Below are 26040 nucleotides of genomic sequence, written 5' to 3' on the forward strand. Positions count from 1 at the left end.
CCCGCGCCGCTGCGCAGCCGCGCAGACATCGCCGCGCTGATCCCGCATCAGGGCCTGATGTGCTTGTGGGAGTCGGTGATCGAGTGGGACGACGACGGCCTGGTCGCGCGCAGCGACGGCCATCGCGATCCGGCCCATCCGCTGCGCGCGGGCGCGCGCCTGCATGCGGTGCATCTGTGCGAGTACGGCGCCCAGCTGATGGCGGTGCACGGCGGCCTGCTGGCGCGCGCGCACGGCGGCCGCGCCCGCGCGGGCGTGCTGGTGGCGCTGCGCGGGGTGGAGCTGCGCGCGCTGCGCATCGACGACTTGCCCGGCGCGCTGGAAGGGCGCGCGCGCAAGCTGATGGCGGGCGAGGACAGCTGGCAGTACGAGTTCGAAATCCTGCACGCCGGCGAACCGCTCGCGAGCGGGCGGGCGGCGGTCATGGCGCGAAGCTGAGCGGCGACGGACATCGTTCGGGCGCGGAGGACAGACAGAGATGAGTGCAACGGAAAAACCCGCGCGGCGGGCCTTGGTGACCGGCGGCAGCGGCGATCTCGGCGGTGCGGTCTGCCTGCGTCTGGCCGCGCAGGGCTGGCGCACGATCGTGCACGCCAACAGCGGCCTGGACCGCGCCGAGGCGGTGGCCGCGCGCATCCGCGAGGCCGGCGGCGCGGCCGAGGCGGTGGCCTTCGATGTCGCCGACGGCGAGGCCGCGCGCGCGGCGATCGAGGGGTTGCTCGAGGCCGGGCCGATCCAGTGCGTGGTCAACAACGCCGGCATCCACGACGACGCGCCGATGGCGGGCATGAGCCAGGCGCAGTGGAAGCGGGTCATCGACGTGTCGCTGCACGGCTTCTTCCATGTCACCCAGCCGTTGCTGCTGCCGATGGCGCGCACCCGCTTCGGCCGCATCGTCAGCGTGTCGTCGGTGGCGGCGGTGCTCGGCAACCGCGGCCAGACCAACTACGCCGCCGCCAAGGCCGCCTTGCACGGCGCGTCGCGGTCGCTGGCGCGCGAGATGGCCAGCCGCGGCATCACCGTCAACGTGGTCGCGCCCGGAGTCATCGAAGGGCGGATGGCGGAGCAGGCGTTTCCGCCGGAGGCGATCAAGCAGATGGTGCCGGCGGCGCGCGCGGGGCGCGCCGACGAGGTCGCGGCCCTGGTCGGGTTCCTGTGCTCGGACGAGGCCGGCTACATCAACGGGCAGGTGATCGGCATCAACGGCGGCATGGGCTGAGCGCGGCGCGCGGGCCGCGACGGCCCGGCGTCGGTCGCGGTCGCTCCGCGACACGGCGATCTTCGCGCAGCGGCCCGGCGGCGGGACGCGGCGGACGCGGCGCCGCCGGTCGGCCCGCGCGGACCGCCGATGAACGCGGCCGGCCGCACCGGGGCGCGCTTCACCGCGGCGGCCGCCGCGACGTCGTAGCATGGGGCCAACGTCCGTCGTCGGAATCGCCGTCATGCGCAGACTTTTCCTGTTGGCCGCGCTGGTGCTGGGCTTGAGCGCCTGCGCCAGTTCCCACGTCATCACCGGCCAGCCGCGCCCGCCGGTTCCGCTCGAACAGGTGCGCGTGTACTTCGCGCCGCCGCCGAGCCGCTACGAGGAGATCGCCCTGTTGCAGAGCAACAGCGGCGCCTTCACCTACGGCGAGCAGAACAAGATGAACTCGGTCATCAACAAGCTGCGCGGCGAGGCGGCCAAGCTCGGCGCCAACGGCGTGCTGTTCCAGGGCAGCGACGACGGCGCCGGCGGCACCGGCGTCAGCGTCGGCGCGGGCGGCGGCAGTTACGGCGGCGGCCGCCACTTCAGCGGCGGTGGGGTCGGCATCAGCATCAGCCCGCGGCAGAAGTTCGCGCGCGGCGTCGCGATCTACGTGCTCAATCCGCCGCCGATGAGCGACCCGGGCCCGCAGGCGCCGCCGCCGCCCGCGCGCTGAGCGCCGCTCGGACAAGAAGGCTCGCGGTTCATGCGGGGGAGCCTTCGGGCTCTCTCGAGGGTCTTCAGGCCCGCCACGTTCCTGGCCGATCGCCGCGGCGACGATCCGTCCGGCTTCAGCTCGAACCCACCGGCGCCTTGGGTGCCGGCACCGCGGCGAACTCGCCGCTGGGATCGTCGATCAGCGGCGGATGCGCGCGGATGCTGCGGTACACCTGCGCCACCCGGCCGCGGCGCAGGCAGTGCAGCACGATGTGCGAGGTGATCCGGCTGAAATCGCGCAGCGGTTTGAAGTGGCTGGCGCGGTAGGCCTGTTCGCCGTCGGCGTTGTAGCGCGATTCGATCGGCACCGACACGCAGCGGGTGCCCAGCCGCTGCGCGGCCGACATCAGGATCTGCGCTTCGAACACGAAATCCTCGCCCGGCACTTGTTCCATCGCAACGACTTCGGCCGGGTACAGGCGCTGCCCGCTCTGGCTGTCGGCGACCTGGTAGCCGGTGCCCCAGGCCACGCCCCAGTCGCCGAAATCGTTGGCCAGGCGGCGGTAGGTCGGTTGCGCCGCGCGCTTGCGCAGGCGCGCGCCGATCACGATATGGCCGGGATGGCGGTTGCCGCTGTCGATCAGGCGCGGGATGTCCTCGGCCGCGTGCTGGCCGTCGCCGTCCATCGTCACCACCGCGGCGGCGCCGCGGCGCAGCGCTTCGGCGAAACCGTCGCGCAGGCTGGCGCCCTTGCCGCGGCGTTGCGGGTGGCGCAGCAGCACCGCCGGCAGATCGGCGATGCGCTGCGCGGTGCCGTCGTCGGAACCGTCGTCGACCACGATCACCAGCGCGCATTGCGCCAGCGCGCCGGACACCACCTCGCGGATGCGCAGCGCTTCGTTGAGCGCCGGAATCACCACCGCGACGTTGTCGCGATGCAGGCGCACGCGTTCCAGCGGCGCGCGTTCCGGCTGCGGCGCCGTCGCCTCAGTCATCGGTCAGTTCCAGCCACAGGCAACGGCCGCCGCCGGCCGGCAGCGCAAGGCGCGCGTCGCCGGCCGCCAGCGCGTCGAACAGCGGCAGCATCGGCGCGCTGGCGTTGCCGTGGTCGCGCGCGTGCAGGCGGCCGGGCGCGGCCGCCGCGGCGGGCGCCGGGCCGAGCCAGGCGTGCAGCGCCGGCGCGCCCGCGCGCGGCGCGCGGCCGAGCACCAGCGCCGCGCCGAGCAAGCCCTCGCTCGGCGCGATCGCGCCGAGCGGGCCGTAGCCGGCGCCGTCGTAGCCGGCCAGCAGCACCGCGTCCTCGCCGGCGGCCAGTTGCGCCAGCGCTTCGATCAGGCCCTGGGCGAAACCGGCCTGCAGCGCGCTGAGCGCGGTGGCCGGGCGCATCGCGCCGACGCCGATGGTCCAGTAGCCGGCGGCGGCGTTGTGCACCGAGTTGTGGAAGCGGGTCGGCGAAATCGCGCGCGGGTCGCTGGCCAGGGTCGCGCACATGTAGTCGGTGATCGCCATGTCGCCGTGGCTGGACACGAACACCGACGACAGCGCCGCCGGGTCGCGCGCGGCCGCGGCGCATGCGGCCGCGGCCACTTCCAGCGCGACCGCGACGGTTTCCGGCGCGCGCCGGCGTTCGTTGGCCGGCAGCAGCTGCGGCGACGGCCGCGCGGGCGCGGCGTCGGCGGCGTCGGCGCCGAGCGCGTACGCGCGCGCCGCGTTCCAGTCGGGCAGGCCGCGGCTCCAATAGCCGATGCCTTCGACCGCGGCGGTCAGGGCGGTGGCGGGACGGGCGGCGTCGTTCATGCGCGCGCGAACACCAGCGAGCAGTTGTTGCCGCCGAAGCCGAAGGAATTGTTCATGGCGTAGCGGATCGGCGCGCGCGCGTTGTCGAAACGGATCTGCGGGCCGTTGCCCGGATCGGGCTCGCGGCTGTTGAGGGTGCCGGGCAACTCGCCGCTGTCCAGCGCCAGCAAAGCGAACGCCGACTCGACGATGCCGGCCGCGCCGAGGGTGTGGCCGGTCCAGCCCTTGGTCGAGGACGCGTGCAGCTGCGGCGGGAACAAGGCCGCGACCGCCAGCGCTTCGACTTCGTCGTTGGCCGGCGTGGCGGTGCCGTGCAGGTTGAGGTAGCCGATCGCCGCGGCGTCGACGCCGGCGCGCGCGAGCGCGTCGGCCATCGCCAGCCGCGCGCCGAGCCCCTGCGGGTGCGGCGTGGACATGTGGTGGGCGTCGCTGGATTCGCCGTAGCCGCGCAGCAACAGGCCGCCCGCATCGGCGTCGCAGCGCTCCAGCAGGGCGAAGCCGCCGGCCTCGCCGAGCGACAGGCCGGTGCGCTGCGCGTCGAACGGCCGGCATGGATCCGGCGACACCAGTTGCAGCGAGTTGAAGCCGAACAGCACGCTGCCGCACAGCGTATCGACGCCGCCGACCAGGGCCGCGTCGGCCAGTCCCGCGGCGATCAGGCGCGCGGCCTGGGCGAACACCTTGGCGCTGGACGAACAGGCGGTGGCGACGGTGACGCAGGGGCCGCGCAAGCCGGTCGCGGCGGCGACGAAGGCGCCGGGCGAATGCGGGGTGTGCAGCGTCGGGCGGGCGAGGTCGTCGGGAAAGCGCGGCGGTTCGCCGTGCAGGCGCGCGTAGGCCGCCTCGGTGGCGCCGATGCTCGAAGTCGAGGTGCCGACGATCACCGCGATGCGGTCGGCGCCGTAGCGCGCGACCGCAGCGGCGATCGCCGCGGGCACGCCGTCCTGGTTCAGGCTCAGCCAGGCCAGGCGGTTGTTGCGGCATTCCCATTCGGCCAGCGCCGCCGGCAGCGGCGAGTTTTCGATGCCGTCGACCCGACCGATCCAGCAATCCAGCGGCGCCTGATCCGCGGCGAGCGCAGCGAAGTCGTTGCGGCGCAGGCCGCTGCGACGCTCGCGCAGGGCCGCCGCTTGCGCGCTCAGGCCGTGGCCCAAGGCCGTGCTGGCGGTGTAGGCGCGGATCGCCAGGGGCGGCATCGGAGTGGCGGTGGACGGCACTGAGTGGGCTGATCCCAGATAAAGGCACGCGCAGTATAGCTATGGGGCACATGAAGCCGGCCTATTCGCGAATCGCAGCGCACGCCGGCGCGGGCCCCGCGGCGCGTATCATGGCGCGCCGCGGGCCAGACGCTGTGGTGCGGCGGCGTTCGCCGTCGCGACGCGGCATCGATCGGGCCGGATCGGGCGACCGCTCGCGCGATCGCGGTCACGCCTGCGGCATTAACGATTCAGCCCGCCCCACAGACACCCGAAAACCCGATTCGACACCGCTGCGACGCGACCCAGTGACCACTCGCGCTTCCCACCGCATCGCATTGTTCGGCGACCGCGACCTGCTGCATGTCGCGGCGGTCGCCGCGGCCGCGTGCACGCTCAGCGCCGGCGTGGTCTATCTGGGCTACTTCGTCCACGTGTTGCGGGTGGCGCGGCGCGCGCCGTGCCGGCCCGAGCGCGGCGAATGCGTGCTGCTGTTCGGCAAGCACGCGCCCGGCGGCCGCATCGACCACGATTTCGAAGCGCGCCTGGACCGCGCGGTGTCGCTGTGGTCGGAGCGTCCGCCGCGCAGCGTGGTGCTGCTCGGCGGCGGCGCTGCCGACCAACCCAGCGAAGCCGAGCTGGCGCGGCGCGGCCTGCTCGCGCGCGGCATCGCCGCCGACGCGCCGATCCGGCTGGAAGCGCACTCGCGCGACACCCTGGAGAACCTGCGCAACGCGCGCGAGCTGCTCGGCGAGGGCATGCGCGCGCGGGTGACCCTGCTCAGCAGCCGTTACCACCTGGCCCGCTGCGCCTGGTTCGCGCGCGAGCTCGGCTACGACTTCGAACTGTGCGCGGCCGAACCGCGCCTGCGCCTGGGGCCGCGCATGCTGCTGCGCCTGGCCGGCGAAGCGGCGTACGTCTGCCTCAGCGACGTCGGCGCGCGCTGGGCGCGGCTGATCGGCAGCCAGCGCCTGCTGGCGCGGTTGCGCTGAGGCGCGCCGGCTTCGGCGCGGCTCAGCCGCGGCCGCAGACGAGCCGGCGCGACCGCGCGTCGCAACCCGGCCGCGCCGCGCCGGCCGCGGCAAACGAGGCCCCGGTCCGGTAAAAATTTTCCGCTGGCGAAAACTCGGCCCCGTGATCGCTGCCAGCCGCTTGTGTGACTGCGATCAGCCGACCTTGCCGTCGCGGGCGCGGCCGCGCTGTGTTTTGCGCGAAGTTTTGTGGCAGGCGCGGGGCCTCAGCCGTCCTCGCGGCGACCGCGCGCGCCGCGCGCGGCGTCCTGGCGCGCCATCGCCTCGCGCAGATGCGCTTCGCCGCCCGAGCACACCGCCAGCACCCGGCACGGGCCCGGCGCGGCGGCGAGGTAGGCGTGGCCCATGGTGCTGTCGAAATAGATCGAATCGCCGGCTTCCAGGCGCGCCGGCGCGTACAGCTCGGTGTGCAGTTCGATCGCGCCTTCCAGCACCAGCGCGAACTCCTCGCCGGTGTGGCGGATCAGTTCGCCGAACTCGTCCAGGCTGCGCGCGTGCAGCTCGACGATGATCGGCACCAGACGCTTGTTGAGCAGTTCCGAGGCCGGATACAGATGATCGTAGTGCTCGGTGCGGATCGCGTAGCCCTCGCCGGCGCGGGTGATGCTGCGGCGGCCGCCGAAGGCGTCGTTGCCGGCCGGCGGCTGGCTCGAGAACAGTTCGCCGATGTCGACTTCCAGCCCTTGGGCGATGCGGGTCAGCTTGTCGAAGCTCAGCGACATCTTGCCGTTTTCGATCTTCGACAAAGTGGAAATCGGCAGGCCGGTGCGGGCGCCGATTTCGGCCAGGGTCCAGCCGCGCTGGCGGCGCAGCGCGCGCAAGGCCACGCCCGGGTTGTGGGCGGCGGCGGCGGGCGCGGCGACGGTGACGGTCTTGCTGCGCTTGGCGGGCATGGAAAAGGCCGATAGGGACACACGCGACTCTAGGACCCGCGCCGGAGGCTTGCCAAGCCGCAACGGCAAGCGATTATTCGTATTGTGAAATCGAGTTTCCGATCATGAAAACGACGGTCGCGGGCCGCGCCGCGCGCGCGGCCGTCGCCGATGCGCCGCCGGCGGGCAGTACACTGCCGGGCTGCCGCCGGCCGCGCGACCTGCGGGCGGCGCCGAGCATGGAGTTTCCCGGGGCGGCGCCCGGGCGAAAGGGGGTTTAGGGATGAGTCGTAAGGTCTGGGGGCGGACGGGGCGCATGGCGGCGCCGGTCGGGTTGTGGCTGGCGATGGCCTGGGGCGTGGCGGCGCAGACGCCGGCCGCGTCGCCGCCGCCGAAGCAGGACGAGGCGCCGGCCGCGGCGTTTCCCGCCGCGCCGACGGCGGTGCCGTTGCAGGCGCCGGCGGGGTCTGCGGCCGCGCCCGCTGCGTCGGCGCCGCGGGCTCCGACTCCGGCTCCGACGTCGACTCAGCCCGCCGCACCGGCGCAACCGCGCGCGAACGGCGCGGCCGCGTTTCCGGCCACGACCACGGCGGTGCCGTTGACGCCGGCGGCGCCGAACCCGCCGCCACCGCGCCCGGTCGCGCCGACGCCGGCTGCGACTACCGCAAACACCGCGTTGCCGGCGGCCGCGCCAGCGCCTGCGCCGGCGAGCAAGCCCGCCGCCGCGCCGCCGCCGCGTGCGGCCGAATCGCGTCCCGCGGCATCCACGCCGGCGCCGGCCGTGCCGGCCGAGAGTCGCCGCGCTGCGCCGACGCCCGCGCCGGTATCGCCCGCGCCCGCGGCATCGCGTCCGCACGCGCCCGCGCCGGCGCGCACCGAAGCGCCGGCGCGCAGCGACACCTCCGCGGCCGGCGCGCCTCGCCCCGCCGCTGCGGCGCCTGCATCGACGCCGGCGCCCGCAGCCAACGCCGCGGCGCAGAAACCCGCGGCCAATGACCGGCCGGCCGCGTCCACGTCACCGTCGCCGGCCTCCCGCGCCAACGCGCCGGCGGTTTCGCCTTCCGTTCCGCGCGCCGTGCCGCCGGCGTCCACGCAGGCCGCGCCGCGCGCCGCTGCGCCGGTGACGGCGCCGTCCGCTCCTCGGGCAACGCCGCCGGCCGCCACGTCAGCCGCCACGCGCGCCGCCGCGCCGACCGCCGCGCCGTCCGCTTCCGGCGTCGTCGCGCCGCCCGCGCCGCGTACCGCCACGCCGCCCGCCGCCACGACCGCGCGTCCGGCAGCGCCGGCGTCCGCCGCCGCGCAGTCGCCCGTCGTGGGCCATCGCCCGGCCAACACGTCGCCGGTCCCGACCGCGCGCCCTGTCCCGGCGCGCACCGAGCCGTCCGCGGCGGTGCGCGCGGCCGCCGCCGAGCCGCGCCCGTCGCGGATCGTGCTGGATACGCCGGTGCCGGCGCGCGCGCCCGGTTCGGCGCCCTATGTCGCGCCGCTGTCGGGCGGGGTGGTGCGCCAGACCTCGCCGCTGTCGGACGGCGGCATCGGCGACGACTCGCAGGCGATCCCGCTGCGGCCGCTGCCGGCGCCGACGCCGAAGGCCGTCGCCAAGCCGGTTGCGCCGCCGGCGCCCAGCCCGGTCGCGCCGCCGGCTCCGAAGCCGGTCGCGCCGCCTGTCCCGAAGCCGACGCCGCCGCCGCTCGCCGCGCCGCCCCCGCCGCCGCCCGCCGCGCTGCCGCCCCCGCCGCCCGCGGCCAAGCCGATCGCCCTGCCGCCGCCGGCGCCGGTCGCGGTGGCGCCGCTGGCGTTGCCCGCAGCGGGCAACGAAGGCGGCGGCGAGGCGATCCTGCTCGAAGCCAGCCCCGGCCCCGCGCCCGCGCCGGCGCTGGTGTCGGTCGACGTGGAGGCCTACGCCGACGGCCTGGTGCCCAGCGCGCTCGCCCGCGGTGGCCTCGCCGGCGCGGTGGTGGTGGTGGTCAAGGACGGCCAGATCCTGCTGGCCAAGGGCTACGGCTACGCCGACCGCGCCAAGGGCCGGCCGATGGACGCCGCGCGCACGGTGATCCGCCCGGGCTCGATCTCCAAGCTGTTCACCTGGACCGCGGTGATGCAGCTGGTCGAGCAGGGCAAGCTCGACCTCGACGCCAACGTCAACGATTACCTCGACTTCCGCATCCGCGACTACCACGGCCAGGGCATCACCCTGCGCCAGCTGATGACCCACAGCGCCGGTTTCGAGGAATCCAGCAAGCACCTGTTCGCCGCCGACCCCTCGCGCCTGCGGCCGTTGCGCGCGTATCTGGAAACCGTGCAGCCCGAGCGCATCTATCCGCCGGGCCAGGTGCCGGCGTATTCGAACTACGGCGTGGCCCTGGCCGGCTACATCGTCGAGCGCGCCGCCCGGCAGCCGTTCAACGACTACATCGAACAGCACGTGCTGATGCCGCTGGACATGCGCCGCTCGACCTTCCGCCAGCCGCTGCCGAAGGGCCTGGCCGGCGACATGGCGCAGAGCTACGCGCATGCCGGCGCGCAGCCGATCGGTTTCGAACTGGTCAATCCGGCCCCGGCCGGCGCGTTGTCGACGACCGGGCGCGACATGGCCCACTTCATGATCGCCCAGCTCGACCAGGGCCGTTACCGCGGCGTCGAAATCCTCAAGCCCTACACCGCGCAGGCGATGCAGCGCGCGGCGTCGACGCCGGTGGCGGGGCTGGATTCGATGACGCTGGGCTTCATGCGCAGCGACAAGCACGGCCTGGTCGCGCTCGGCCACGGCGGCGCCACCGAGGCGTTCCAGAGCGATCTGACCCTGCTGCCGGACAAGAATCTGGGCGTGTTCGTCTCGGTCGACGGCCCCGCCGCGGCCGGGCGCGGCTTGCACCGGGACCTCGTCGACGGCTTGCTCAAGCGTTACTACCCCGAGCGCGGCACGCCGCCGGCGACGCGCCTGACCGCGCGCCTGCACGGCAAGCAATTGGTCGGCCGTTACGAGAGCAGCCGCCAGTCGGCGAGCAATTTCCTCGCCATCGCGCGCCTGCTCGGCAGCGCCGCGGTGACGCTGAACGACGACGACACCGTGTCGGTGTCGACGCTGCGCACGCGCGACGGGCGGGTCAAGCGCTGGCGCGAGATCGAGCCGTACCTGTGGCAGGAACTCGACGGCGACAGCCGCCTGGCGGCCAAGCGCGTGGACGGCCGGATCGTGGCGATCGCCAGCGACGACGCGTCGCCGGCGTCGTGGCTGCAACCGGTGCCGCTGTGGCGTTCGGCCGGCTGGATGCTGCCCTTGCTGTATGCGGCGACGGCGGTGCACGTGCTGGCGCTGGCGTTGTGGCCGGTCGCGGCGCTGGTGCGCCGGCACACGCAGCGGCGCCTGAAGCTGGACGGGCGCGAGCGCGATCTGCGCTTGCTGACGTTCTTCGGCTTGATCGCGAATCTGCTGTTGCTGGCGTTGTGGGTTTGGATTCTGGGTCGGGTCGATGCGTCGGCGACCTTGCTCGACGGGCAGCTCGATGCGGCGTTGCGGATCGCGCAGTTGCTGGGACTGCTGAGCGTCGCGGTGGCGGTGGTGGCCGTGCTCAATGCGCGGGCGACGTGGAAGCCGCCGTTGCATCGTTGGCGGCGGGTGTGTGCGGTGGCGATCGCTGCGGCGTGCGTGGCGGTGGTTTGGTTCGTGCTGGCGTTGCACACCTTGCAGTGGTCGCTGGTGTACTGATCCTTGCTCGCGTGGGCGGATGCAGGCGTTTGCGCCCGACCTCAAACGAAAAAGCCGCGGCATCCGCCGCGGCTTTTTCGCTTCCGACGTCCGGCGCGCCGGCGATCAGCGGCCTTTGCGCTTGGGCACGTAATCTTCCTGCACCGCCTTGGCCAACAGCGACGGCGGCAACAACCCCTGATCGAGCAGGAAGTTGTTGAACCCCTGGCGATCGAAGCGGTCGCCGAGCGCCAGCTCGGTGCCCATGCGCAGTTCCAGGATCCGGCTGTAGCCGTAGAAATAGCTGCCGGCCTGGCCCGGCATGTTGAACATGTAGCGGTCCAGCTCCTGCTTGGTCATCGCTTCGGAGAAGCCGACCTGTTCGCGCAGCACCTTGCCCGCGCTGGCGCGGTCGGTCAGGCCGAGGTTGAGCATCGGGTCGAGGATCGCGCGCGCCGCGCGCAGCAGGCGGAACTGCAGGGCGATCAGCTGCCCGTCCAGCGGTTCGTACGGCACCATCTCGGCCTCGGCGTACAGGGCCCAGCCTTCGACGTTGACCGAGTTGAACGCGAACATCGAGCGCGCCAGCGACACGCCGCGCTCGACCATCGCGGTGAACTGCAATTCGTGGCCCGGCCGGCCCTCGTGCGCCGACAGCGTCCACGCCGCCGATTCGTAGTTGAAATCGTCGTACTTCAACGCCTTGCCGTCGGGGCTGGGCACCGCCACCGGCAGCACGAACTGGCCCTGCTGGCCGGTGTTGCCGACCAGCTGCGCCGGCAGGAAGTGCGGCGCCGGCTGCGCCGCCGATTCGGCCTCGCTGCCCAGGCGCATCACCATCGGCCGCTGCGGCACGTCGACGATCTTCTCCTTGCGGATGATCGGGTCGATCGCATCGATGACCTTGCGGTAACGGCCTTCGAGCTGGTCGTTGGGAATGGTGTCGCGCTTGAGCGCCTCGATCACCGCCACGTAGTCGTGCGGGTCGGCGACCTTCAGGCCCTTGGCCTGCGCCACCAGCGGCGCCAGCTGACGCATCGCCGCGCGGGTTTCCATGAACTCGACCTGGGCGCGGCGGATCAGCGTCTGCGGCTCCACGTCGATGCCGAACTGCTTGAGCTGGAACGCGTACAGCTCCTCGGGCAGGCGCGCGTCGGTGCGCGCCTTCGGCAGCACCTGCTCGCGCGTCCACTTGCCGTAGTCGCGCAGCTGGGTCTCCATCGCCTTGAGCGCGGGTTCGGCGCCGGCGACCTGGTACTTGACGAACAGTTTGCGGATGCCGGCGACGTAGGTGTCGACGTTGGCCAGCGCCTGCTCGACTTCGAGCTTGCTCGGCGGCAGCAGCGCCGGGTTGCTCAACCGCTCCTCGTAGCGCTGGCGCGCCAGCACGGTCAGCGGCTCGCTGCCCGGCGCCTGGCCGACGTAGGCCTGCAGGCGGCTCAGCGCCTTGGCTCGGCGCTTGGGATCGATCTGGTCGGTCAGCAACGCGTTCAAGCCGGAGAACACCGTCTGCGGCGCGTCGAACCACGGCAGCATCAGTTTCTCGTTGAGTTCGCTGCCCTGCACGCTCTGGTCGATCGCGCCGAGCAGGATCTCCAGGTCCTGGCGGACGTTGGCGTCGCGCTCGAGTTCGAGCTTCTCCTGCAGCTGCGCGCGCGCCTTGGCCAGCGCCGCGCGGTAGCGCTCGTTCACGCCCGGGCGCAGGTCGGTGACCTTGTCGTCGTAGCCGGGGATGCCGAAGAACGAGAAGCCCTCCGGCGCGAAATCGGCCTGGGCCTTGATCAGGATCGTGGTGTAGTCGTTGCTTTGCTTGACCCAGGCCGGCGCCGGCTTGGCGGCCGCGGACTTGGCTGCGGCGGGCGCCGCCGCGGGCGCGGCGGCGAGGGCGGGCGCGCACAGCGCCAGGGCGATAGCGAGAACGAGCGGTTTCATGGCGGCGACCCTTGTCGTGAGAACGCGAAGAAAAATCGGCTGTGCGTGGCCGCGGCTGCGGCGACCCGCCAGCATCGGCCGGGCGCCGCCGGCGGCCAAGCGCCGAAGGTCATGCGCGGATCGAGCACGGCCGCAGGTTCGGCCTATCGTCGTCGGCGACCGCGACGATCAGTGTCCGGAGCCATCCGCACGATCCGGGTAGTCCGCGGTGACCGCGTGGTCCGACTCGCCGCGCAAATCGTAGCGTTCGCGCGGCGGCCCGTCGGCTTCGCCTTGCAGGCGCCGGTAATGCCACACGCCGTCGGCGTACACGCCTTCGACATTGACCGTGCCGGTGCCGCGCGGGCCTTGCAGGAACACCACGAACGCGGCGGTGCCTTGCTCGCGCTGCTCGACCACGCCCACCGGGATCCAGCGCGTGCCGATCGGCTTGCCCAGCGCCTGGACCATGCGTTCGTCGGCGCGCACCCGCGCCATCGCCTCGCGATACGGCGCGGTGTCCTTCATCGCGTTCATCATCATGTAGATCGCGCCGGCGCCGATCGCCAGCGACAGCACGATCATCACCAGGAAACTCAGCACCAGCATCAACAGCCAGTGCCGGTGCACCCACGGCTTGCGGTATTCGGCGTTCATCGGGTCGAAGTCCTTGTCGCAGGTTCGATGCGGCCCCGCGCGCTCAGCGCTTGAGGCAGCGTTCGAAGAAATCCTCGGTCAGGCGCAGCCGGTGCAGGTTGTCGCGCCCGCGCAGGCCGTGCTTGGCGCCCGGATAGGTCATCAGCTCGAACGGCTGGCCGCGCTGCTGCAACGCGCTCATCAGCACAGTGGAGTTGGTGAACAGCACGTTGTCGTCGGCCATGCCGTGGATCAGCAGCAGGCGCGAGGTGAGCCCGTCCAGGTGCTGCAGCACGCGGCCCTCGCGGTAGCCGGCGGGATTGTTCTTCGGCAGGCCCATGTAGCGTTCGGTGTAGTGGCTGTCGTACAGGCCCCAGTCGGTGACCGGCGCGCCGGCGGCGCCGCAGGCGTACTGGTCGCTGGCCTTGGCCAGCATCATCAAGGTCATGTAGCCGCCGTTGGACCAGCCGTAGACGCCGATCTTCGACCCGTCGACCCACGGCTGCGACTTCAGCCACTTCACCCCTTCGAGCTGATCGGCGACTTCCACCGTGCCCTGCCTGCCGTACAGCGCGCCGGTGAACGCCGCGCCACGGCGCGGCGTGCCGCGGTTGTCGAGCGAGAACACCACGTAGCCGTGCTGGGCCAGGTACTGGTTGAAGTCCGGCGCCCAGGTCCGCTTGACCGACTGCGCGGCCGGGCCGCCGTAGACGTAGACCACCACCGGATAGCGCTTGGCCGGGTCGAAGCCGGCCGGCTTGATCAGGCTGTAGTGCATCGTGCTGTTGCCGTCGGCGGCGGTCAGCGTGCCGAACTCCAGCGGCCGCTGCGCTTTCAGGTACGGCGCGTAGGGATGCTTGGGGTCGCTCAGGTCGTTGGCGATCAGCGCGGCGATGCGGCTGCCGTCGTTGCGGTACAGCTCCAGCTGCGGCGGCGTATTCGGATTCGACCAGCTGTCGACATAGACGCTGGCGTTCTTGGCGAAGCTGGCGGCGTGCATGCCGTCGCTCTTGGACAGGCGCTCGATCGCGCCGCCGGCCAGCGGCACGCGGTAGATCTGCGCATCGGTCGGGCTGTCCTTGCCGGCGCCGAAATAGACCTGGCCCGCGGCTTCGTCGACCGCGAGCACGCCGTCGACCGGCCAGTCGCCCGAGGTCAGCGCGGTGGCCTTGGCGCCGTCTTCCGACAGCAGGTACAGATGCTCGAAGCCGCTGCGTTCGCTGCTCCACAGGATGCGGCCGTCGTCGAGGAAGCGCAGGTCGTTGTGCAGCGGCACCCAGGTCTTGCTGGTTTCGGTCTGCAATACGCGCTGCTTGCCGTCGGCGAGGTTCGCCTCGATCAGTTCGAGCTTGTGCTGGTCGCGCGACTGGCGCTGGAAGGTCAGGCGCTGGGCGTCGCGCCAGTCGACCCGGGCCAGATAGATGTCCTGTTCCTTGCCCAGGTCGATCTCGCGCGGCGCGCCGGCGCGGCCGACCGGCGCGACCAGCAGCCGCACCAGCACGTTGCGGTCGCCGGCGGCGGGATAGCGCTGCTCGACCACGTCGGTGCGGTCGGGATAGACCTCGTAGCGCTTCTGCACCGGCACCGGGGTTTCGTCGATGCGGGCGAAGGCGATGGCGGTATCGTCGGGCGCCCACCAATAGCCGGTGTGGCGGTCCATTTCCTCGTCGGCGACGAATTCGGCGACGCCGTTGCCGATGGTGGCGCTGCCGTCCTTCGTCAGCTGGGTCGCCTTGCCGTCGGCGAGGTCGATCACCCACAGGTTGCGGTCGCGCACGAAGCTCACGTAACCGCCGAGCGGCGAGAGCTTGGGATCGGTGGCGAAGCCTTCGCCGTGGGTCAGCCGGCGCACCGCGGCCTTGCCGGTCTTGCCCAGGTCGTAGAGATACAGCTCGCCGCCGAGCGGGAACAGCAGGCGCTTGCCGTCGGGCGACCACTGGTAATCGACGATGCCCGACAGCGCGGCGATGCGCTGGCGTTCGCGCCGCGCCTTCTCCGCATCGCTGAGCGTTTCCGCGCCCGGCAGCACGTCGTCGGCGTCGACCAGCCGCGCGGTCTTGCCGCTGGCGATGTCGTAGGCCCACAGGTCAAGGCGGTTGCGGTCGCGCTCCTTGCCGCGCAGGAAGCTCACCCGGCTGCCGTCCGGCGCGACCTTGGGCTTGAGCAGGCTCGGCCCCGACAGCGGCGCGTCGCCGGTCAGCGCTTCCAGGGTCAGGCGGCCGTCGGCCGGCGCGGCGGCGGGCGGGGCGGCGAGGGCGGGCGTGGCGGCGGTCAGCGACATGGCGATCAGGCAGGCGGCGAGAAGGCGGGCGTTGTTCATGCGGGCGGAAGCTTCCGTGACGGGCGCCGCCGGCCTGGGCCGGCGGCGGAACGGCGAGAGTGCGACGGGCGTGCGGCGGTGCTGCGCCTGACGTTGTACCGCAGGAACTACTGCGGCTGCGCGGCCGGGGTGCCGAACAGGTGCTTGCGCATCTCCTCGGTCATGGCCTTGTCGGCGCGGTATACCTTGCCCATTTCGTAGGCCCGCTGGAAGGCCGGGCGCCCGGCCAGGGCTTCATACCAGCGCTGCACGTTGGGATAGCGGGCCAGGTCGACGTGGTGCCAGTCGTGCTCGCGCGCCCACGGATGGCTGGCGAAATCGGCGATGCTCAGCGCCTGCCCGGCGACGAACTCGCGCCCGGCCAGGCGCTTGTCGAGCACGCCGTACAGCCGTTCGGTTTCGCGCTGATAGCGGTCGATGGCGTAGGGCACCTTCTCCGGCGCGTAACGGTTGAAGTGGTGGTTCTGGCCCAGCATCGGCCCGTAGCCGCCGACCTGCCAGAACAACCATTCGTTCGTTTCGACCCGGCCGCGCAGGTCGGCGGGGGCGAACAGGCCGGTCTTTTCCGCCAGATACTGCAAGATCGCGCCGGATTCGAACACGCTCAGCGCCGCGCCGCCGTCCGCGGGCGCATGGTCGACGATCGCCGGCATCCGGTTGTTCGGCGAAATGGCCAGGAATTCGGGCTTGAACTGGTCCCCGGCGCCGATGTCGACCGGCGCGATCCGGTAGTCGAGCTTGCGCCCGGCCTGCGCCGCTTCTTCCAGGAACAAAGTGATCTTGTGGCCGTTCGGGGTGGGCCAATAGTGCAGGTCGATCATGGGGGACGGACTCCGCTGAGAAAGCCGGCAGTGTAAGCGCGGGGCCGCGCGCGGCAGCGTTGCGGCCATGGAAAGGCGCGTGCCGCCGCGCATCGCAGCTGAATGCGACGGCCATCGCGATGGCGAGGAAGACGCGGCCCGGCTACTCTGTGGCCCCGCAACGCGGCCGACGCCGGGTTGCGCGAGCCGCGCGTTCGCCGGCGCCAACTCCCTTCCAGAACGTAATCGACTTCGCATGACCGACTCCAGGATCAACCGACTCAATCCCCTGCCGGCCCTGATCTTCAGCTCGCGCTGGCTGCAGCTGCCGCTGTATCTGGGCCTGATCGTGGCCCAGGGCGTGTACGTGTTCCAGTTCGTGCGCGAACTGATCCACCTGGTCAGCGACGCGGCCAATCTGACCGAGCAGAGCATCATGCTGATCGTGCTCGGCCTGATCGACGTGGTGATGATCTCCAACCTGCTGGTGATGGTGATCGTCGGCGGCTACGAGACCTTCGTCTCGCGCCTGCGCCTGGAAGGCCATCCGGACCAGCCGGAATGGCTGAGCCACGTCAACGCCAGCGTGCTCAAGGTCAAGCTGGCGATGGCGATCATCGGCATCTCCTCGATCCACCTGCTCAAGACCTTCATCGGCGCCGGCAACCTCGGCCTGCCGCTGTGCGGCACGCCGGAAGCCTATGAAATGGCGCGCCAGGTTGCGGCGATGACCGCCAACGGCACGCTCGACAAGGCGATGCGCTGCAGCGAGCTGACCCAGCAGGGCGTGATGTGGCAGTCGCTGATCCACTTCCTGTTCATCGTCTCGGCGGTCGGCATCGCCTGGACCGACAAGCTGATGAGCTCGGGCAAGGCGGCGGCCAAGGGCGGTCACTGACCGATCGCGGCTGCGGCGCCGGTGGCGTCGCAGCCGCGCCTGGGCCACCTGTAGGAGCGGCGCGAGCCGCGACCGCGCCAACGCACCTACGACGATCCCCGCCTACTCGCCTTCGCCCGCCACCGCCGACGACCCCATCGCCACCGCCGCCCGCGGCCCCATGATCGCCGCGCGCAGCCGCGCCTTCTGCGGATCCGGCGAAAACCGCAACTGCGCGCCCTGCGTTTCGATCCCCAGTTCGGCGTAATCCGCATCCAGCGACGGAAACTCCGTCATCGCCGCATGCCGCCGGTACAGCCGCGCGAACGTGCCGCCGCCGCCGGCGCGGTCGAGCGCGGCGACGAAAGCCTCCGGCGTGCTCTGGCTGTCCTCGCGCAGGCAGCAGCGCGCGTACGCCGCCAGCACCTGATCCAAGCCGCGGCCGCGTTCGCGCCGCAGGCTCAGATCCGCGTCCAGCCAGAACGCCGCGCCGGCCCAGTAGATGCGCATGGTGCTGCCGCGCTGCCAGCCGACCGCGTCCATGCGCGCGCCGGCGCCGGCGCCGCGGCCGCGGCGGAAGCCGCCGTCGAGCTTGCGCCACGCCTCCTCGCCGTCGAGCAGCCCGGCGCGCGCGCGCAACACGTTCTGGTAATAGCTCGCCAGCCCCTCGGCCAGCCAGCGGCCCTCGTCGCCGAGGTAGGGATGGAACAGGTGCGAAAACTCGTGCACCGCGGTCCAGTCCGCACGCAGTTCGTCGCCGCGCGCGTCTTCGCGCACGTACAGCAGCACCGACACGCCGTCTTCGCGCAGGGTCTGGCCCCACGGCACCGGGCTGGGGTCGCGGCCGCGGCGCGGCACCAGGCGCACGCGCACCGTCGCTTCGCGCAGCGGGAAGCGACCGAACGCGGTCAGCTGCGCGCGCGCGCATTCGGCCAGCCAGGCCTGCAATTCGTCGGCGCGGGCGCGGCTCGGCGGGTTTTCGACGATCGTGCGCAGGCGGCCGTCGCCGACGCGCAGCACGCGTTCGCTCGGCGCGCTCGCCGCGGCGGCGGTCTGCGCCCGCAGCGGCGCGGGTGCGGGCAGGGCCCAGGCCAGCGCGAGCGTCATCAGCCATGCGCCGGCGCGCCCGACCGAGCGCCTCGGCCAGCGCGGCCGACAAGACCGATACGGTGGGCTGCGGGTCATCGCCACCTCGCCGCGCGAAAGGGTTCCCGCGCCTGGACCGCTACAATAGCCGCATGGACGTATCGCATTTGCTCGACGCTCTCAATCCGGCCCAGCGCGAAGCCGTTTCGGCCCCGCCCGGGCATTATCTGGTCCTCGCCGGTGCCGGCAGCGGCAAGACCCGGGTGCTGACCCACCGCATCGCCTGGCTCAACGAAGTGCTCGGGGTGCCGACCCACGGCATCCTCGCGGTGACCTTTACGAACAAAGCCGCCGGCGAGATGCGCGCGCGCGTCGACGCGCAGCTCGCGCGCGGCGCCCGCGGCATGTGGATCGGCACCTTCCACGGCCTCGCCCACCGCCTGCTGCGCCTGCACTGGCAGGAGGCCAAGCTGCCGGAAGGCTTCCAGGTGCTCGACAGCGACGACCAGCTGCGCCTGGTCAAGCGCGTGGTGCAGGCGCTGGAACTCGACGAGACCCGCTTCCCGCCGCGCCAGATCGCCTGGTGGATCAACGCGCAGAAGGACGAGGGCCGGCGCCCGCGCAACATCCAGCCCGGCGGCGACGAGTGGCAGGAGGTCATGCTGCGCTGCTACGAGGGCTATCAGGAGCGCTGCGACCGCGCCGGGCTGGTGGACTTCGCCGAACTGCTGCTGCGCGCGCACGAACTGCTGCGCGACAACGCCGCGTTGCTGGCGCATTACCGGACCCGTTTCCGCGAGATTCTGGTCGACGAGTTCCAGGACACCAACGCGATCCAGTACGCGTTCGTGCGCGTGCTCGCCGGCGAGGACGGCCACGTGTTCGTGGTCGGCGACGACGATCAGGCCATCTACGGCTGGCGCGGCGCCAAGGTCGAGAACGTGCAGCGCTTCCTGCGCGATTTCCCCGGCGCGCAGACCATCCGCCTGGAGCAGAACTACCGCTCCAGCGGCAATATCCTCGACGCCGCCAACGCGGTCATCGCCCACAACCCCGACCGCCTCGGCAAGAAGCTGTGGACCGACACCGGCCACGGCGAGGCGATCGACCTGTACGCGGCCTACAACGAAATGGACGAGGCGCGCTTCGTGGTCGAGCGCCTGCGCCAGTGGGTGCGCGACGGCGGCAGCTACCGCGACGTGGCCGTACTCTACCGCAGCAACGCCCAGTCGCGCGCGTTCGAAGAAGCTTTGCTGTCGGAACAGGTGCCGTACCGCGTCTACGGCGGCCAGCGCTTCTTCGAGCGCGCCGAAATCAAGGACACCCTGGCCTATCTGCGCCTGATCGCCAACCGCGCCGACGACGCCGCGTTCGAACGCGCGGTCAACACGCCGACCCGCGGCATCGGCGAGCGCACCCTCGACGAGGTGCGCAAGCGCGCCCGCGCCGACGCGGTGTCGCTGTGGGAAGGCGCGCGCCGGGTCGCCGGCGAGAGCGTGCTGGCCGCGCGCGCGCGCAACGCGCTGGCCGGCTTCGCGCTGATGATCGACACCATGCAGGCCGACGTGGCCGAGATGCCGTTGCAGGAGAAGATCGACCACGTGCTGCAGCGCTCGGGCCTGCGCGACCACTACGCCAACGAATCGCGCGGCCAGCTCGACTCGCGTACCGACAACCTCGACGAACTGGTCTCGGTGGCCTCGCGCTTCGCCCGCAGCGACGAGGACGAGGCGGCGCAGATGCCGGAGCTGATCGCGTTCCTGAGCTATGCCGCGCTCGAAGCCGGCGAAGGCCAGGCCCAGGCCGACGAGGACGGCGTGCAGCTGATGACCCTGCACAGCGCCAAGGGCCTGGAGTTTCCGCTGGTGTTCCTCGGCGGCCTGGAAGAAGGGCTGTTCCCGAGCGGGCGGTCCACCGAGGAATCCGGGCGCCTGGAGGAAGAACGGCGCCTGGCCTACGTCGGCATCACCCGCGCGCGCGAGAAGCTGGTGCTGAGCTACGCCGAGACCCGGCGCATCCACGGCATGGACATGTACGGCGTGCCCTCGCGCTTCCTGCGCGAGATTCCGTCGCCGTTGCTCAACGAAGTGCGGCCGAAGGTGCAGGTGTCGCGGCCGATGTACCGCGCCGCGCCGCGCCGCGACATGGGTCATGCGCGCATCGACGAATCGCCGATCAAGCTCGGCGCGCAGGTGCGCCACGGCAGCTTCGGCGTCGGCACGGTGACCGACTACGAAGGCGACGGCGCGCATGCGCGCGTGCAGGTCAACTTCGACGATGTCGGCAGCAAGTGGCTGGTGTTGGCGTACGCGAATCTGCAGCCTGCGTAACGGCTGAAATGCCACGGTCGCGGCTCGCGCCGCTCCTACAGGTAGCCCCTGTAGGAGCGGCGCGAGCCGCGACCGCGACACATCGAACGCCCGCGCAACCCATCCCGCGCGAGCGCCGCATGCCTCAGAACGCGTACCGCACCGTCAACTGATACACCGGCCCGGCCTTCTCGCTCTCGCGCTCGTACTCGTCGTAATCGCGACCGACCTGATCGCCGTAGGTGTCGAACTTGTGGAACGCCTCGTCCTTCGACGCGTCGAGCAGGTTCGACCCGGTCAGCCGCACCGCGATCTGCGAGCCGAAGCGCTTCTCCACGAACGCCTCCAGATCCGCGCCGTACTCGGTCGACACTTCCTCGCCGAGCACGCGCGAATACGCGCCGCCCTGGCGGCGGTAGCTCGCGCCGAACGACACGCCCCACTCGGGCAGGTCCTGGATGAAGCCGACGTTGAGCACCGAGCGCGGCTGGTTGTTGAAGCGGCGCTTGCCGAATTCGTCCTCGACTTCGCTGTCCAGCCACGAATAGTTGAGGAACACGCCGGTGTGCTCCAGCCCCCACGCGGTCAGCGGCGTGGACAGGTCGAACTCCGCGCCCCAGACCTTGCCGTCGCCGACGTTGGCGGCGGTGAACACGAAGCTGTCCGGATCCAGCGCCGGATAGCCCGGCGTGGCCGGACCGGCTCCGGGATGCGCGTCGAGAAACTCCTCGACCGCCTCCTCATTGTCTTCCAGCGCCTTCGCGCTCGGTCGGCCGGTGCCGGCGATCTCGATCAGATCGCGCACCTTGCGATAGAACAGGTTGACCCCGACCACGCCGCGACGGCCGAGCCGGCGTTCGTAGCCCAGGTCCAGGCCCCACGCGGTTTCCGGGCGCAGCGCGGGATTGCCGACGAAATCGTTGTCGCCGTACTCGCCTTCCAGCGTCGTCGGCAGCAGCTTGTCGAAGTCCGGCCGGCGCACGGTGCGCGCCAGCGAGGCGCTGAACCGGTCGTGCTCGCTGAGATTGAAGCGCAGGTGCGCCGACGGCAGCAGCAGGCCGTAATCCTTGTCGGTGCGCAGCTGCGGCGCGTCGTCCTGGCTGCGCGAATCGATCTGCGAGCGGGTGGTTTCGTAGCGCAGGCCGCCTTCCCAGTCGATCCGTCCGCTCTTGCCGGACAGCATCGCGTACGGATCGGCGCGGCGTTCCTGGATGCGGCTGCGCTGACGGTCGAATTCGACGTACGGCGGCAGCGGCTGGCCTTCCTTCTTGGCTTCGACCTCGCTGGTGCGCAGCGAGCTGTCGCGGCGCTTGTCGACGCCGTCGACGCCGAATTCGAGCTTGGCCGCGCCGAGCGCGCGATGGTGCGCGAGCTTGAGGCTGAATTCGCGGTCGCGCGCGTCGGTCAGCACGCGCGTGCCTTCGAAACCGTCGAACGAGGGCGGCGAATCCTCGTTGTCGTAGCCGGTTTCCTGCTCGGTGTCGAAGCGGTCGTCGTCGAAGCGGGCGTAACCCAGGTCGATCTCGCTGCGGCCGCCGGCCATGTCGAAGGCGTAGGACGCGCCGAGCACCAGGTTCTTCTGGTCGATGTCGACCTTCTGGTCGTTGACCGACAGCAGGCGGTCGCGCGAACGGCTCGACGGATGGTCGTACTCGCGCGAGTGCTCGGTCTCGGTGCGGTCGGTGCGCACGTAGAAGCCGTCGAGCTTGAGCCGGCCGCCGCCGATGTCGCGGCTGTAGGACAGGTTGCCGGACGTGTCGGTGCCGTCGCGCACATCGCTCTGGTCTTCGCGGTCGACGAAATCGCCGCCGAGCGATTCGAAGCGGTCGCTGCGCTTGCGCTTGGGGTTGTGCCGGCCCTGCAGGTTGATGCCGCCGAGCAAGCGTCCGCCGCCGAATTCGCCGCTGCCGACCGCGCCGAGCACCGGCTTGGTCTTGCCGTCGTCGAAGCGCATCGCGCCGGCGCGCAGATAGCCGCCGTCGAATTCGTAGGCGTCGCGCAGCACGATGTTGAGCGCGCCGGCGATCGCGTCGCCGGAGCGGTTGGCGCTGGGGCTGCGCACGATCTCGATGCGCTCGACCAGTTCGGCCGGAATGCGGTCGACGTAGAACGAACGGTCGCCGCCGGCGCCGGGCACTTTCTTGCCGTTGATGAGGATCTGGGTGTAGCCCGGATCCAGGCCGCGCAGGCGCGCGCCGTCGTATTCGAGCACGTCGGAGACGAAGCCGACGCTGGGCACGCGCTTGAGCATGTCGCCGACGGTCAGCGGTTCGAAGCGCTGGAAATAATCCAGGCCGTAGCTCAGCGTCGGCGCGGTCGCGTCGCTGCGGTCGCGGTAGGCGATTTCGCCGGTCACGGTGACGCGGTCGAGCTCGGTGGCGCGGCGTTCGGCTTCGATCTCGGCTTCGGCGGCGAGCGCGGGCGAACCGCTGGCGGCCAGCAGCGCCGCGCACAGCGCATGGCGGCGGCGAGAGGAGTGGGACGACGTGCTGCTGCGCATGGGGACTTCGCCGGATCAAAGATGGCGAGCGTTGTAAGTCCGGGCGATGGCAGGACGATGACTGCGCCGGCGCGATTGCGACGAACGGTTCGCCTGTCATCAAAGCGGCACGTGACGGTTCTATAACAGCGGCAGGGGCTCGTCTACGTCGTCTACGCAATCCGGGTGTCGCGTCATGCCGAAACTTTCCGTTCTCGCCGCGGGGCTCGCGGCGGCTGTCGCGGTGGCTGTGCTGGTCAGCTGCGCCACACCGCAGGCGCCGCGCAGCCACGCGCGCGCGACGCCCGCCGCGCCCGCCGACGCGCAGCGCGAACCCGACGAACGCGCGCCCGAAGCCGCCGATCCGCTGCTGGCGACCTCCGGCATCGCCCACCAGACCGTGGCCGAAGCGTTCGTGACCGCGGCCACGCCCGCCGACAATCTGGATTCGCCCGCGGTCTGGCGCGCGCCGAACGGCCGTTTGTGGCTGCTCGCCACCGCCAAGCAAGGCGACGGCCTGGCGATCTTCGACGGCGACAGCGGCGAGCGCGTCGGCCAGTACGGCCGCAACGGCGCCGCGCTCGGCCAGTTCCGCCGTCCCAACGGGATCGCCGTGTTCGGCGATCTGGCTTTCGTGGTCGAACGCGACAACCATCGCGTGCAGGTGCTGCAACTGTCGTTGCCGCCGGCGCGCAGCAGCCAACCCGGCGTGCCCGACCGGCGCACGCCGCAGCTGCGGCCGCTGGCCGGCTTCGGCCAGGACGAGCTGCAACAGCCGTACGGGCTGTGGGTGCGGCAGACCGAACCGGGCGCGCTCGAAGCCATCGTCACCGACGCCTACATGGCCGGCGAGGACGCCAACGGCGACGAGATCGCGCCGCCGCTGGAACAGCTCGGCCGACGCATGCAGCGTTACCGGATCGAACTGGGCGCCGGCGCGCCGCGCGTGCGTCACCTCGGCGCGTTCGGCGACACCAGCGCCGACGGCGCGATCCGCGTGCCCGAGTCGGTGTGGGGCGATCCCGCCCACGACCGCCTGTTGATCGCCGAAGAAGACCTCGCCACCGGCACCGCCTTGCGCGAGTACGGCCTCGACGGCGCTTACCGCGGCCGCACCCTCGGCCGCGAGCTGTTCAAGGCCCAGGCCGAAGGCATCGCGCTGTGGCAATGCGCCGACGGCAGCGGCTACTGGATCGCCACCGACCAGTACAAGGACCGTAGCCTGTTCCATGTGTTCGACCGCGCCAGCCTGCAACACCTCGGCGCGTTCGCCGGCCGCCAGGTCGGCAACACCGACGGCGTGTGGCTGCAGCAGACCGGCTCGGTGCGCTTCCCCGACGGCGTGTTCTACGCCGTGCACGACGATCAGGCGGTCGGCGCGTTCGACTGGCGCGAGATCGCGCGCGCGCTGGGGCTGCGCAGCCGCTGCGAAACCTGACAGAACAGGAGATAGGAGCTAGAAGTTGGGAGATAGCGAAAAGCAAAGCGCTCTTGCTATCTCCCAACTCCTGGCTTCTGTCTCCTGCTTCATCAATTGAGCTTGAACGACTTGAGCATCAGGTCGAAGCCCGGCTTGGCCTGGGCCTGATCCTCGTCCGCGCTTTGGGTGATGAGGAACGCGGTGCGGCGCGCGCCGGTGATCTTGTGGTACTCGCGCAGGTGCGGAACCTTCACTCCGCCGAGGCTGACGGTGTAGTGCTCGCGGATGGTGCCCTGGTCGAACGCAGACAGATCGAAGCGGCCCTGATGCTCCAGCGCGTCGGGCAGCTGCTTGTCGGCTTCGGCCGAGAAGCTGCGGGCGAATTCTTCCAGTTCGCGGTTGCGGTCGGACTGGACCGTGGCGATGAACACCGCCGTGCCCGGGCTTTCCACGGTGAGGTAATGCACGCCGCCGAGGCGCTGGTCGTCGGCGAGCTTCCAGTTGCCGGGAATCTGCACCTGCACGCCGAGGCGGTCGTAGACCTTGGGCTCGGCGACGTTGGCGGCGGGTTCGCCGCAGGCGGCGAGGGCGAGGGTCAGCGCCAGAGCGAAACTGCGGACGCAAACGGCGCGCAAACGACGAGGCATGCCTGTCATCGACTTCATCCCTGTGGTCGCCCCCTGTGGGCAAGCGGCCACCCTAGCAGGCCCGTCGCCATAACGCGCGTGCCGAACGCACCGGGTCGGCAAACGTTCGCGCCGCGTCGCGGATGCTGCGAGCGCGTCCGAGTCGGCGCGTTCGAACGCGCCGGCTCAGTCGAGGTCGCTCAGTCGAGTTTGACCCCGAAGTGGAACGCCTCGATCCGCAGCCGCTCGCGCAGGTAGAACGCATGCGCGTCCTGGCGCTGGGTGCCCGAATCCAGTTGCAGGCGCGCGCAGCCCAGGCGCTTGGCCTCGGCCTTGAGCCAGTCGAGCATGGCCTTGCCGAAACCGCGGCTGCGCACGCTCTGGTCGACGATCAGATCGTCGACGTACACGTGCAGGCCCACCGCCAGCATTTCCATGACCCGCCAGCACGCGAATGCGCGCGGCGCGCCGTCCTCGTCGAACACGACCGTGGCGCGGCAGCCTTGGGCGATCTGGCGATGCATCTGGGCGGCGAAGCGTTCTTCGTCGAACTTGGGGCGCAGCTGCGACACCAGCGGCCAGACGGCGCGCAGGTCGGTGTCGCCGGTGAGGGTGCGGATCGTAGTCATCGGGCAGGAATCAGCGGATAGGAGTTAGGAGATAGCGAAAAGCCGACGCGACCGCGTTTGGCTATCTCCTAACGCCTGCTCGCTGTCTCCTCGCGCCGCCGCCTCACCAACTGAACAGCTTGAAGTACACGGGCGACACCGTGCCTTCGCCCTTGCTGGTGTCCAGACGGCCGTCGCCGTTCTCGTCGACCAGGTAATAGATCGGACCGCGCGCCGGCACCACCTTGACCACGCGCAGCTGGCCGGCGACGCGGTACTCCTCGATGGTGTCGCCGTTCTCGACCGTGTGCGTGCGCACTTCGGCGTTGCTGAGCCCGGCGGTCGGGTCGGCGGCCTTGGCGGCGCCGCCGGTGGAGGCGCAGCCGGCCAGCGCCAGCAGCGCGGCGGCCAGGGCGATGGGAGAGGCGAGGGGGGCGCGCATGGCGGTTCTCCGTGGTCCAGGGCGACAGGATACGCCGCACGG

Annotated in this window: 22 protein-coding genes; 8 read left to right on the forward strand and 14 right to left on the reverse strand. The window is 71.5% G+C overall.

From position 1 onward, the window contains the following. Positions 1 to 9: 9 nt before the first annotated feature. The 3 genes from JHW38_RS18320 (at position 10) to JHW38_RS18330 (ending at position 1919) form a co-directional block, all read left to right on the forward strand. The gene (locus tag JHW38_RS18320; RefSeq protein WP_207526422.1) at positions 10 to 438 is read left to right on the forward strand and encodes a phosphotransferase; all 429 of its coding nucleotides are present in this window, start codon (positions 10 to 12) and stop codon (positions 436 to 438) included. Between the two features lie 40 nt (positions 439 to 478). After that, positions 479 to 1219, forward strand: coding sequence for a 3-oxoacyl-ACP reductase FabG (gene fabG, locus JHW38_RS18325; protein ID WP_207522751.1), 741 nt, complete (start codon positions 479 to 481; stop codon positions 1217 to 1219). A gap of 223 nt (positions 1220 to 1442) precedes the next feature. Continuing rightward, positions 1443 to 1919 (forward strand): hypothetical protein, encoded by a 477-nt coding sequence (locus JHW38_RS18330; RefSeq protein ID WP_207522752.1) that lies wholly within the window; start codon positions 1443 to 1445, stop codon positions 1917 to 1919. 115 nt (positions 1920 to 2034) lie between these two features. Here the strand turns inward: JHW38_RS18330 and JHW38_RS18335 are convergent, their stop codons facing one another. From JHW38_RS18335 to JHW38_RS18345, 3 genes are read right to left on the reverse strand one after another with little or no spacing between them, the layout of a single operon-like run. After that, positions 2035 to 2856, reverse strand: coding sequence for a glycosyltransferase family 2 protein (locus JHW38_RS18335; RefSeq protein ID WP_207526423.1), 822 nt, complete (start codon positions 2854 to 2856; stop codon positions 2035 to 2037). Between the two features lie 31 nt (positions 2857 to 2887). Beyond that, on the reverse strand, positions 2888 to 3697 hold the full coding sequence (locus JHW38_RS18340; protein WP_207522753.1) for a beta-ketoacyl synthase chain length factor: 810 nt from the start codon (positions 3695 to 3697) through the stop codon (positions 2888 to 2890). Next, complete coding sequence (locus JHW38_RS18345) at positions 3694 to 4893, reverse strand: beta-ketoacyl-[acyl-carrier-protein] synthase family protein (protein WP_207526424.1); 1200 nt, start codon at positions 4891 to 4893, stop codon at positions 3694 to 3696. The genes JHW38_RS18340 and JHW38_RS18345 overlap by 4 nt, the downstream gene beginning before the upstream one ends. A gap of 308 nt (positions 4894 to 5201) precedes the next feature. Here JHW38_RS18345 and JHW38_RS18350 point away from each other — a divergent pair, with 308 nt between their 5' ends. Then, the gene (locus JHW38_RS18350) at positions 5202 to 5885 is read left to right on the forward strand and encodes a YdcF family protein (RefSeq protein WP_207522754.1); all 684 of its coding nucleotides are present in this window, start codon (positions 5202 to 5204) and stop codon (positions 5883 to 5885) included. Positions 5886 to 6130: 245 nt separating this feature from the next. Here JHW38_RS18350 and JHW38_RS18355 read toward each other — a convergent pair whose 3' ends face one another. Further along, the gene (locus tag JHW38_RS18355) at positions 6131 to 6817 is read right to left on the reverse strand and encodes a helix-turn-helix domain-containing protein (protein WP_207522755.1); all 687 of its coding nucleotides are present in this window, start codon (positions 6815 to 6817) and stop codon (positions 6131 to 6133) included. A gap of 504 nt (positions 6818 to 7321) precedes the next feature. Continuing rightward, on the reverse strand, positions 7322 to 8170 hold the full coding sequence (locus tag JHW38_RS18360) for a hypothetical protein (protein WP_207522756.1): 849 nt from the start codon (positions 8168 to 8170) through the stop codon (positions 7322 to 7324). A 16-nt stretch (positions 8171 to 8186) separates the two neighbouring features. Here JHW38_RS18360 and JHW38_RS18365 point away from each other — a divergent pair, with 16 nt between their 5' ends. Beyond that, positions 8187 to 10505, forward strand: coding sequence for a serine hydrolase domain-containing protein (locus JHW38_RS18365; RefSeq protein ID WP_207522757.1), 2319 nt, complete (start codon positions 8187 to 8189; stop codon positions 10503 to 10505). Positions 10506 to 10610: 105 nt separating this feature from the next. Here the strand turns inward: JHW38_RS18365 and JHW38_RS18370 are convergent, their stop codons facing one another. From JHW38_RS18370 to JHW38_RS18385, 4 genes are all read right to left on the reverse strand, one after another. Next, complete coding sequence (locus JHW38_RS18370; protein ID WP_207522758.1) at positions 10611 to 12416, reverse strand: DUF885 domain-containing protein; 1806 nt, start codon at positions 12414 to 12416, stop codon at positions 10611 to 10613. A 168-nt stretch (positions 12417 to 12584) separates the two neighbouring features. After that, complete coding sequence (locus tag JHW38_RS18375) at positions 12585 to 13052, reverse strand: cytochrome c oxidase assembly factor Coa1 family protein (protein WP_207522759.1); 468 nt, start codon at positions 13050 to 13052, stop codon at positions 12585 to 12587. Between the two features lie 43 nt (positions 13053 to 13095). Continuing rightward, positions 13096 to 15312, reverse strand: a complete 2217-nt coding sequence (locus tag JHW38_RS18380; RefSeq protein ID WP_207526425.1) for a S9 family peptidase — start codon at positions 15310 to 15312, stop codon at positions 13096 to 13098. Positions 15313 to 15458: 146 nt separating this feature from the next. Beyond that, entirely contained in the window at positions 15459 to 16172 is a 714-nt protein-coding gene (locus JHW38_RS18385) for a glutathione binding-like protein (RefSeq protein ID WP_207522760.1), read from the reverse strand. Positions 16173 to 16407: 235 nt separating this feature from the next. Between JHW38_RS18385 and JHW38_RS18390 the strand changes: the two genes are divergently transcribed. After that, positions 16408 to 17049 (forward strand): TIGR00645 family protein, encoded by a 642-nt coding sequence (locus JHW38_RS18390; protein WP_207522761.1) that lies wholly within the window; start codon positions 16408 to 16410, stop codon positions 17047 to 17049. A 102-nt stretch (positions 17050 to 17151) separates the two neighbouring features. Here the strand turns inward: JHW38_RS18390 and JHW38_RS18395 are convergent, their stop codons facing one another. Next, the gene (locus JHW38_RS18395; RefSeq protein ID WP_207522762.1) at positions 17152 to 18135 is read right to left on the reverse strand and encodes a hypothetical protein; all 984 of its coding nucleotides are present in this window, start codon (positions 18133 to 18135) and stop codon (positions 17152 to 17154) included. Positions 18136 to 18266: 131 nt separating this feature from the next. Here JHW38_RS18395 and uvrD point away from each other — a divergent pair, with 131 nt between their 5' ends. Then, a complete protein-coding gene (gene uvrD, locus JHW38_RS18400) occupies positions 18267 to 20444 on the forward strand; it encodes a DNA helicase II (protein WP_207522763.1) in 2178 nt (725 codons plus the stop codon). Between the two features lie 124 nt (positions 20445 to 20568). Here the strand turns inward: uvrD and JHW38_RS18405 are convergent, their stop codons facing one another. Further along, positions 20569 to 22923 (reverse strand): TonB-dependent receptor plug domain-containing protein, encoded by a 2355-nt coding sequence (locus tag JHW38_RS18405; RefSeq protein ID WP_207522764.1) that lies wholly within the window; start codon positions 22921 to 22923, stop codon positions 20569 to 20571. A gap of 175 nt (positions 22924 to 23098) precedes the next feature. Between JHW38_RS18405 and JHW38_RS18410 the strand changes: the two genes are divergently transcribed. After that, the gene (locus tag JHW38_RS18410) at positions 23099 to 24340 is read left to right on the forward strand and encodes a phytase (RefSeq protein ID WP_207522765.1); all 1242 of its coding nucleotides are present in this window, start codon (positions 23099 to 23101) and stop codon (positions 24338 to 24340) included. A gap of 92 nt (positions 24341 to 24432) precedes the next feature. Here the strand turns inward: JHW38_RS18410 and JHW38_RS18415 are convergent, their stop codons facing one another. The 3 genes from JHW38_RS18415 to JHW38_RS18425 all read right to left on the reverse strand — a co-directional run bounded on the left by JHW38_RS18415 (position 24433) and on the right by JHW38_RS18425 (position 25998). Next, positions 24433 to 24969: a hypothetical protein gene (locus JHW38_RS18415; RefSeq protein ID WP_207522766.1), complete on the reverse strand. Its 537-nt coding sequence runs from the start codon at positions 24967 to 24969 to the stop codon at positions 24433 to 24435. Between the two features lie 179 nt (positions 24970 to 25148). Next, positions 25149 to 25577 carry a GNAT family N-acetyltransferase gene (locus JHW38_RS18420; protein WP_207522767.1) on the reverse strand — a complete coding sequence of 143 codons (429 nt, stop codon included), beginning with the start codon at positions 25575 to 25577 and terminating at the stop codon, positions 25149 to 25151. A gap of 103 nt (positions 25578 to 25680) precedes the next feature. After that, the gene (locus JHW38_RS18425; protein ID WP_207522768.1) at positions 25681 to 25998 is read right to left on the reverse strand and encodes a DUF2782 domain-containing protein; all 318 of its coding nucleotides are present in this window, start codon (positions 25996 to 25998) and stop codon (positions 25681 to 25683) included. Between the last annotated feature and the right edge of the window lie 42 nt (positions 25999 to 26040).

Source organism: Lysobacter enzymogenes, assembly GCF_017355525.1.
Classification (GTDB): domain Bacteria; phylum Pseudomonadota; class Gammaproteobacteria; order Xanthomonadales; family Xanthomonadaceae; genus Lysobacter; species Lysobacter enzymogenes_C.

What these genes read in the sequence shown, in the direction of transcription:
- fabG (WP_207522751.1), top strand. Translation starts at nt 479, where the DNA reads ATGAGTGCAACGGAAAAACCCGCGCGGCGGGCCTTGGTGACCGGCGGC.
- JHW38_RS18330 (WP_207522752.1), top strand. Translation starts at nt 1,443, where the DNA reads ATGCGCAGACTTTTCCTGTTGGCCGCGCTGGTGCTGGGCTTGAGCGCC.
- JHW38_RS18340 (WP_207522753.1), bottom strand. Translation starts at nt 3,697, where the DNA reads ATGAACGACGCCGCCCGTCCCGCCACCGCCCTGACCGCCGCGGTCGAA.
- JHW38_RS18345 (WP_207526424.1), bottom strand. Translation starts at nt 4,893, where the DNA reads ATGCCGCCCCTGGCGATCCGCGCCTACACCGCCAGCACGGCCTTGGGC.
- JHW38_RS18355 (WP_207522755.1), bottom strand. Translation starts at nt 6,817, where the DNA reads ATGCCCGCCAAGCGCAGCAAGACCGTCACCGTCGCCGCGCCCGCCGCC.
- JHW38_RS18370 (WP_207522758.1), bottom strand. Translation starts at nt 12,416, where the DNA reads ATGAAACCGCTCGTTCTCGCTATCGCCCTGGCGCTGTGCGCGCCCGCC.
- JHW38_RS18375 (WP_207522759.1), bottom strand. Translation starts at nt 13,052, where the DNA reads ATGAACGCCGAATACCGCAAGCCGTGGGTGCACCGGCACTGGCTGTTG.
- JHW38_RS18380 (WP_207526425.1), bottom strand. Translation starts at nt 15,312, where the DNA reads ATGTCGCTGACCGCCGCCACGCCCGCCCTCGCCGCCCCGCCCGCCGCC.
- JHW38_RS18385 (WP_207522760.1), bottom strand. Translation starts at nt 16,172, where the DNA reads ATGATCGACCTGCACTATTGGCCCACCCCGAACGGCCACAAGATCACT.
- JHW38_RS18390 (WP_207522761.1), top strand. Translation starts at nt 16,408, where the DNA reads ATGACCGACTCCAGGATCAACCGACTCAATCCCCTGCCGGCCCTGATC.
- JHW38_RS18395 (WP_207522762.1), bottom strand. Translation starts at nt 18,135, where the DNA reads ATGACGCTCGCGCTGGCCTGGGCCCTGCCCGCACCCGCGCCGCTGCGG.
- uvrD (WP_207522763.1), top strand. Translation starts at nt 18,267, where the DNA reads ATGGACGTATCGCATTTGCTCGACGCTCTCAATCCGGCCCAGCGCGAA.
- JHW38_RS18405 (WP_207522764.1), bottom strand. Translation starts at nt 22,923, where the DNA reads ATGCGCAGCAGCACGTCGTCCCACTCCTCTCGCCGCCGCCATGCGCTG.
- JHW38_RS18410 (WP_207522765.1), top strand. Translation starts at nt 23,099, where the DNA reads ATGCCGAAACTTTCCGTTCTCGCCGCGGGGCTCGCGGCGGCTGTCGCG.
- JHW38_RS18415 (WP_207522766.1), bottom strand. Translation starts at nt 24,969, where the DNA reads ATGCCTCGTCGTTTGCGCGCCGTTTGCGTCCGCAGTTTCGCTCTGGCG.
- JHW38_RS18420 (WP_207522767.1), bottom strand. Translation starts at nt 25,577, where the DNA reads ATGACTACGATCCGCACCCTCACCGGCGACACCGACCTGCGCGCCGTC.
- JHW38_RS18425 (WP_207522768.1), bottom strand. Translation starts at nt 25,998, where the DNA reads ATGCGCGCCCCCCTCGCCTCTCCCATCGCCCTGGCCGCCGCGCTGCTG.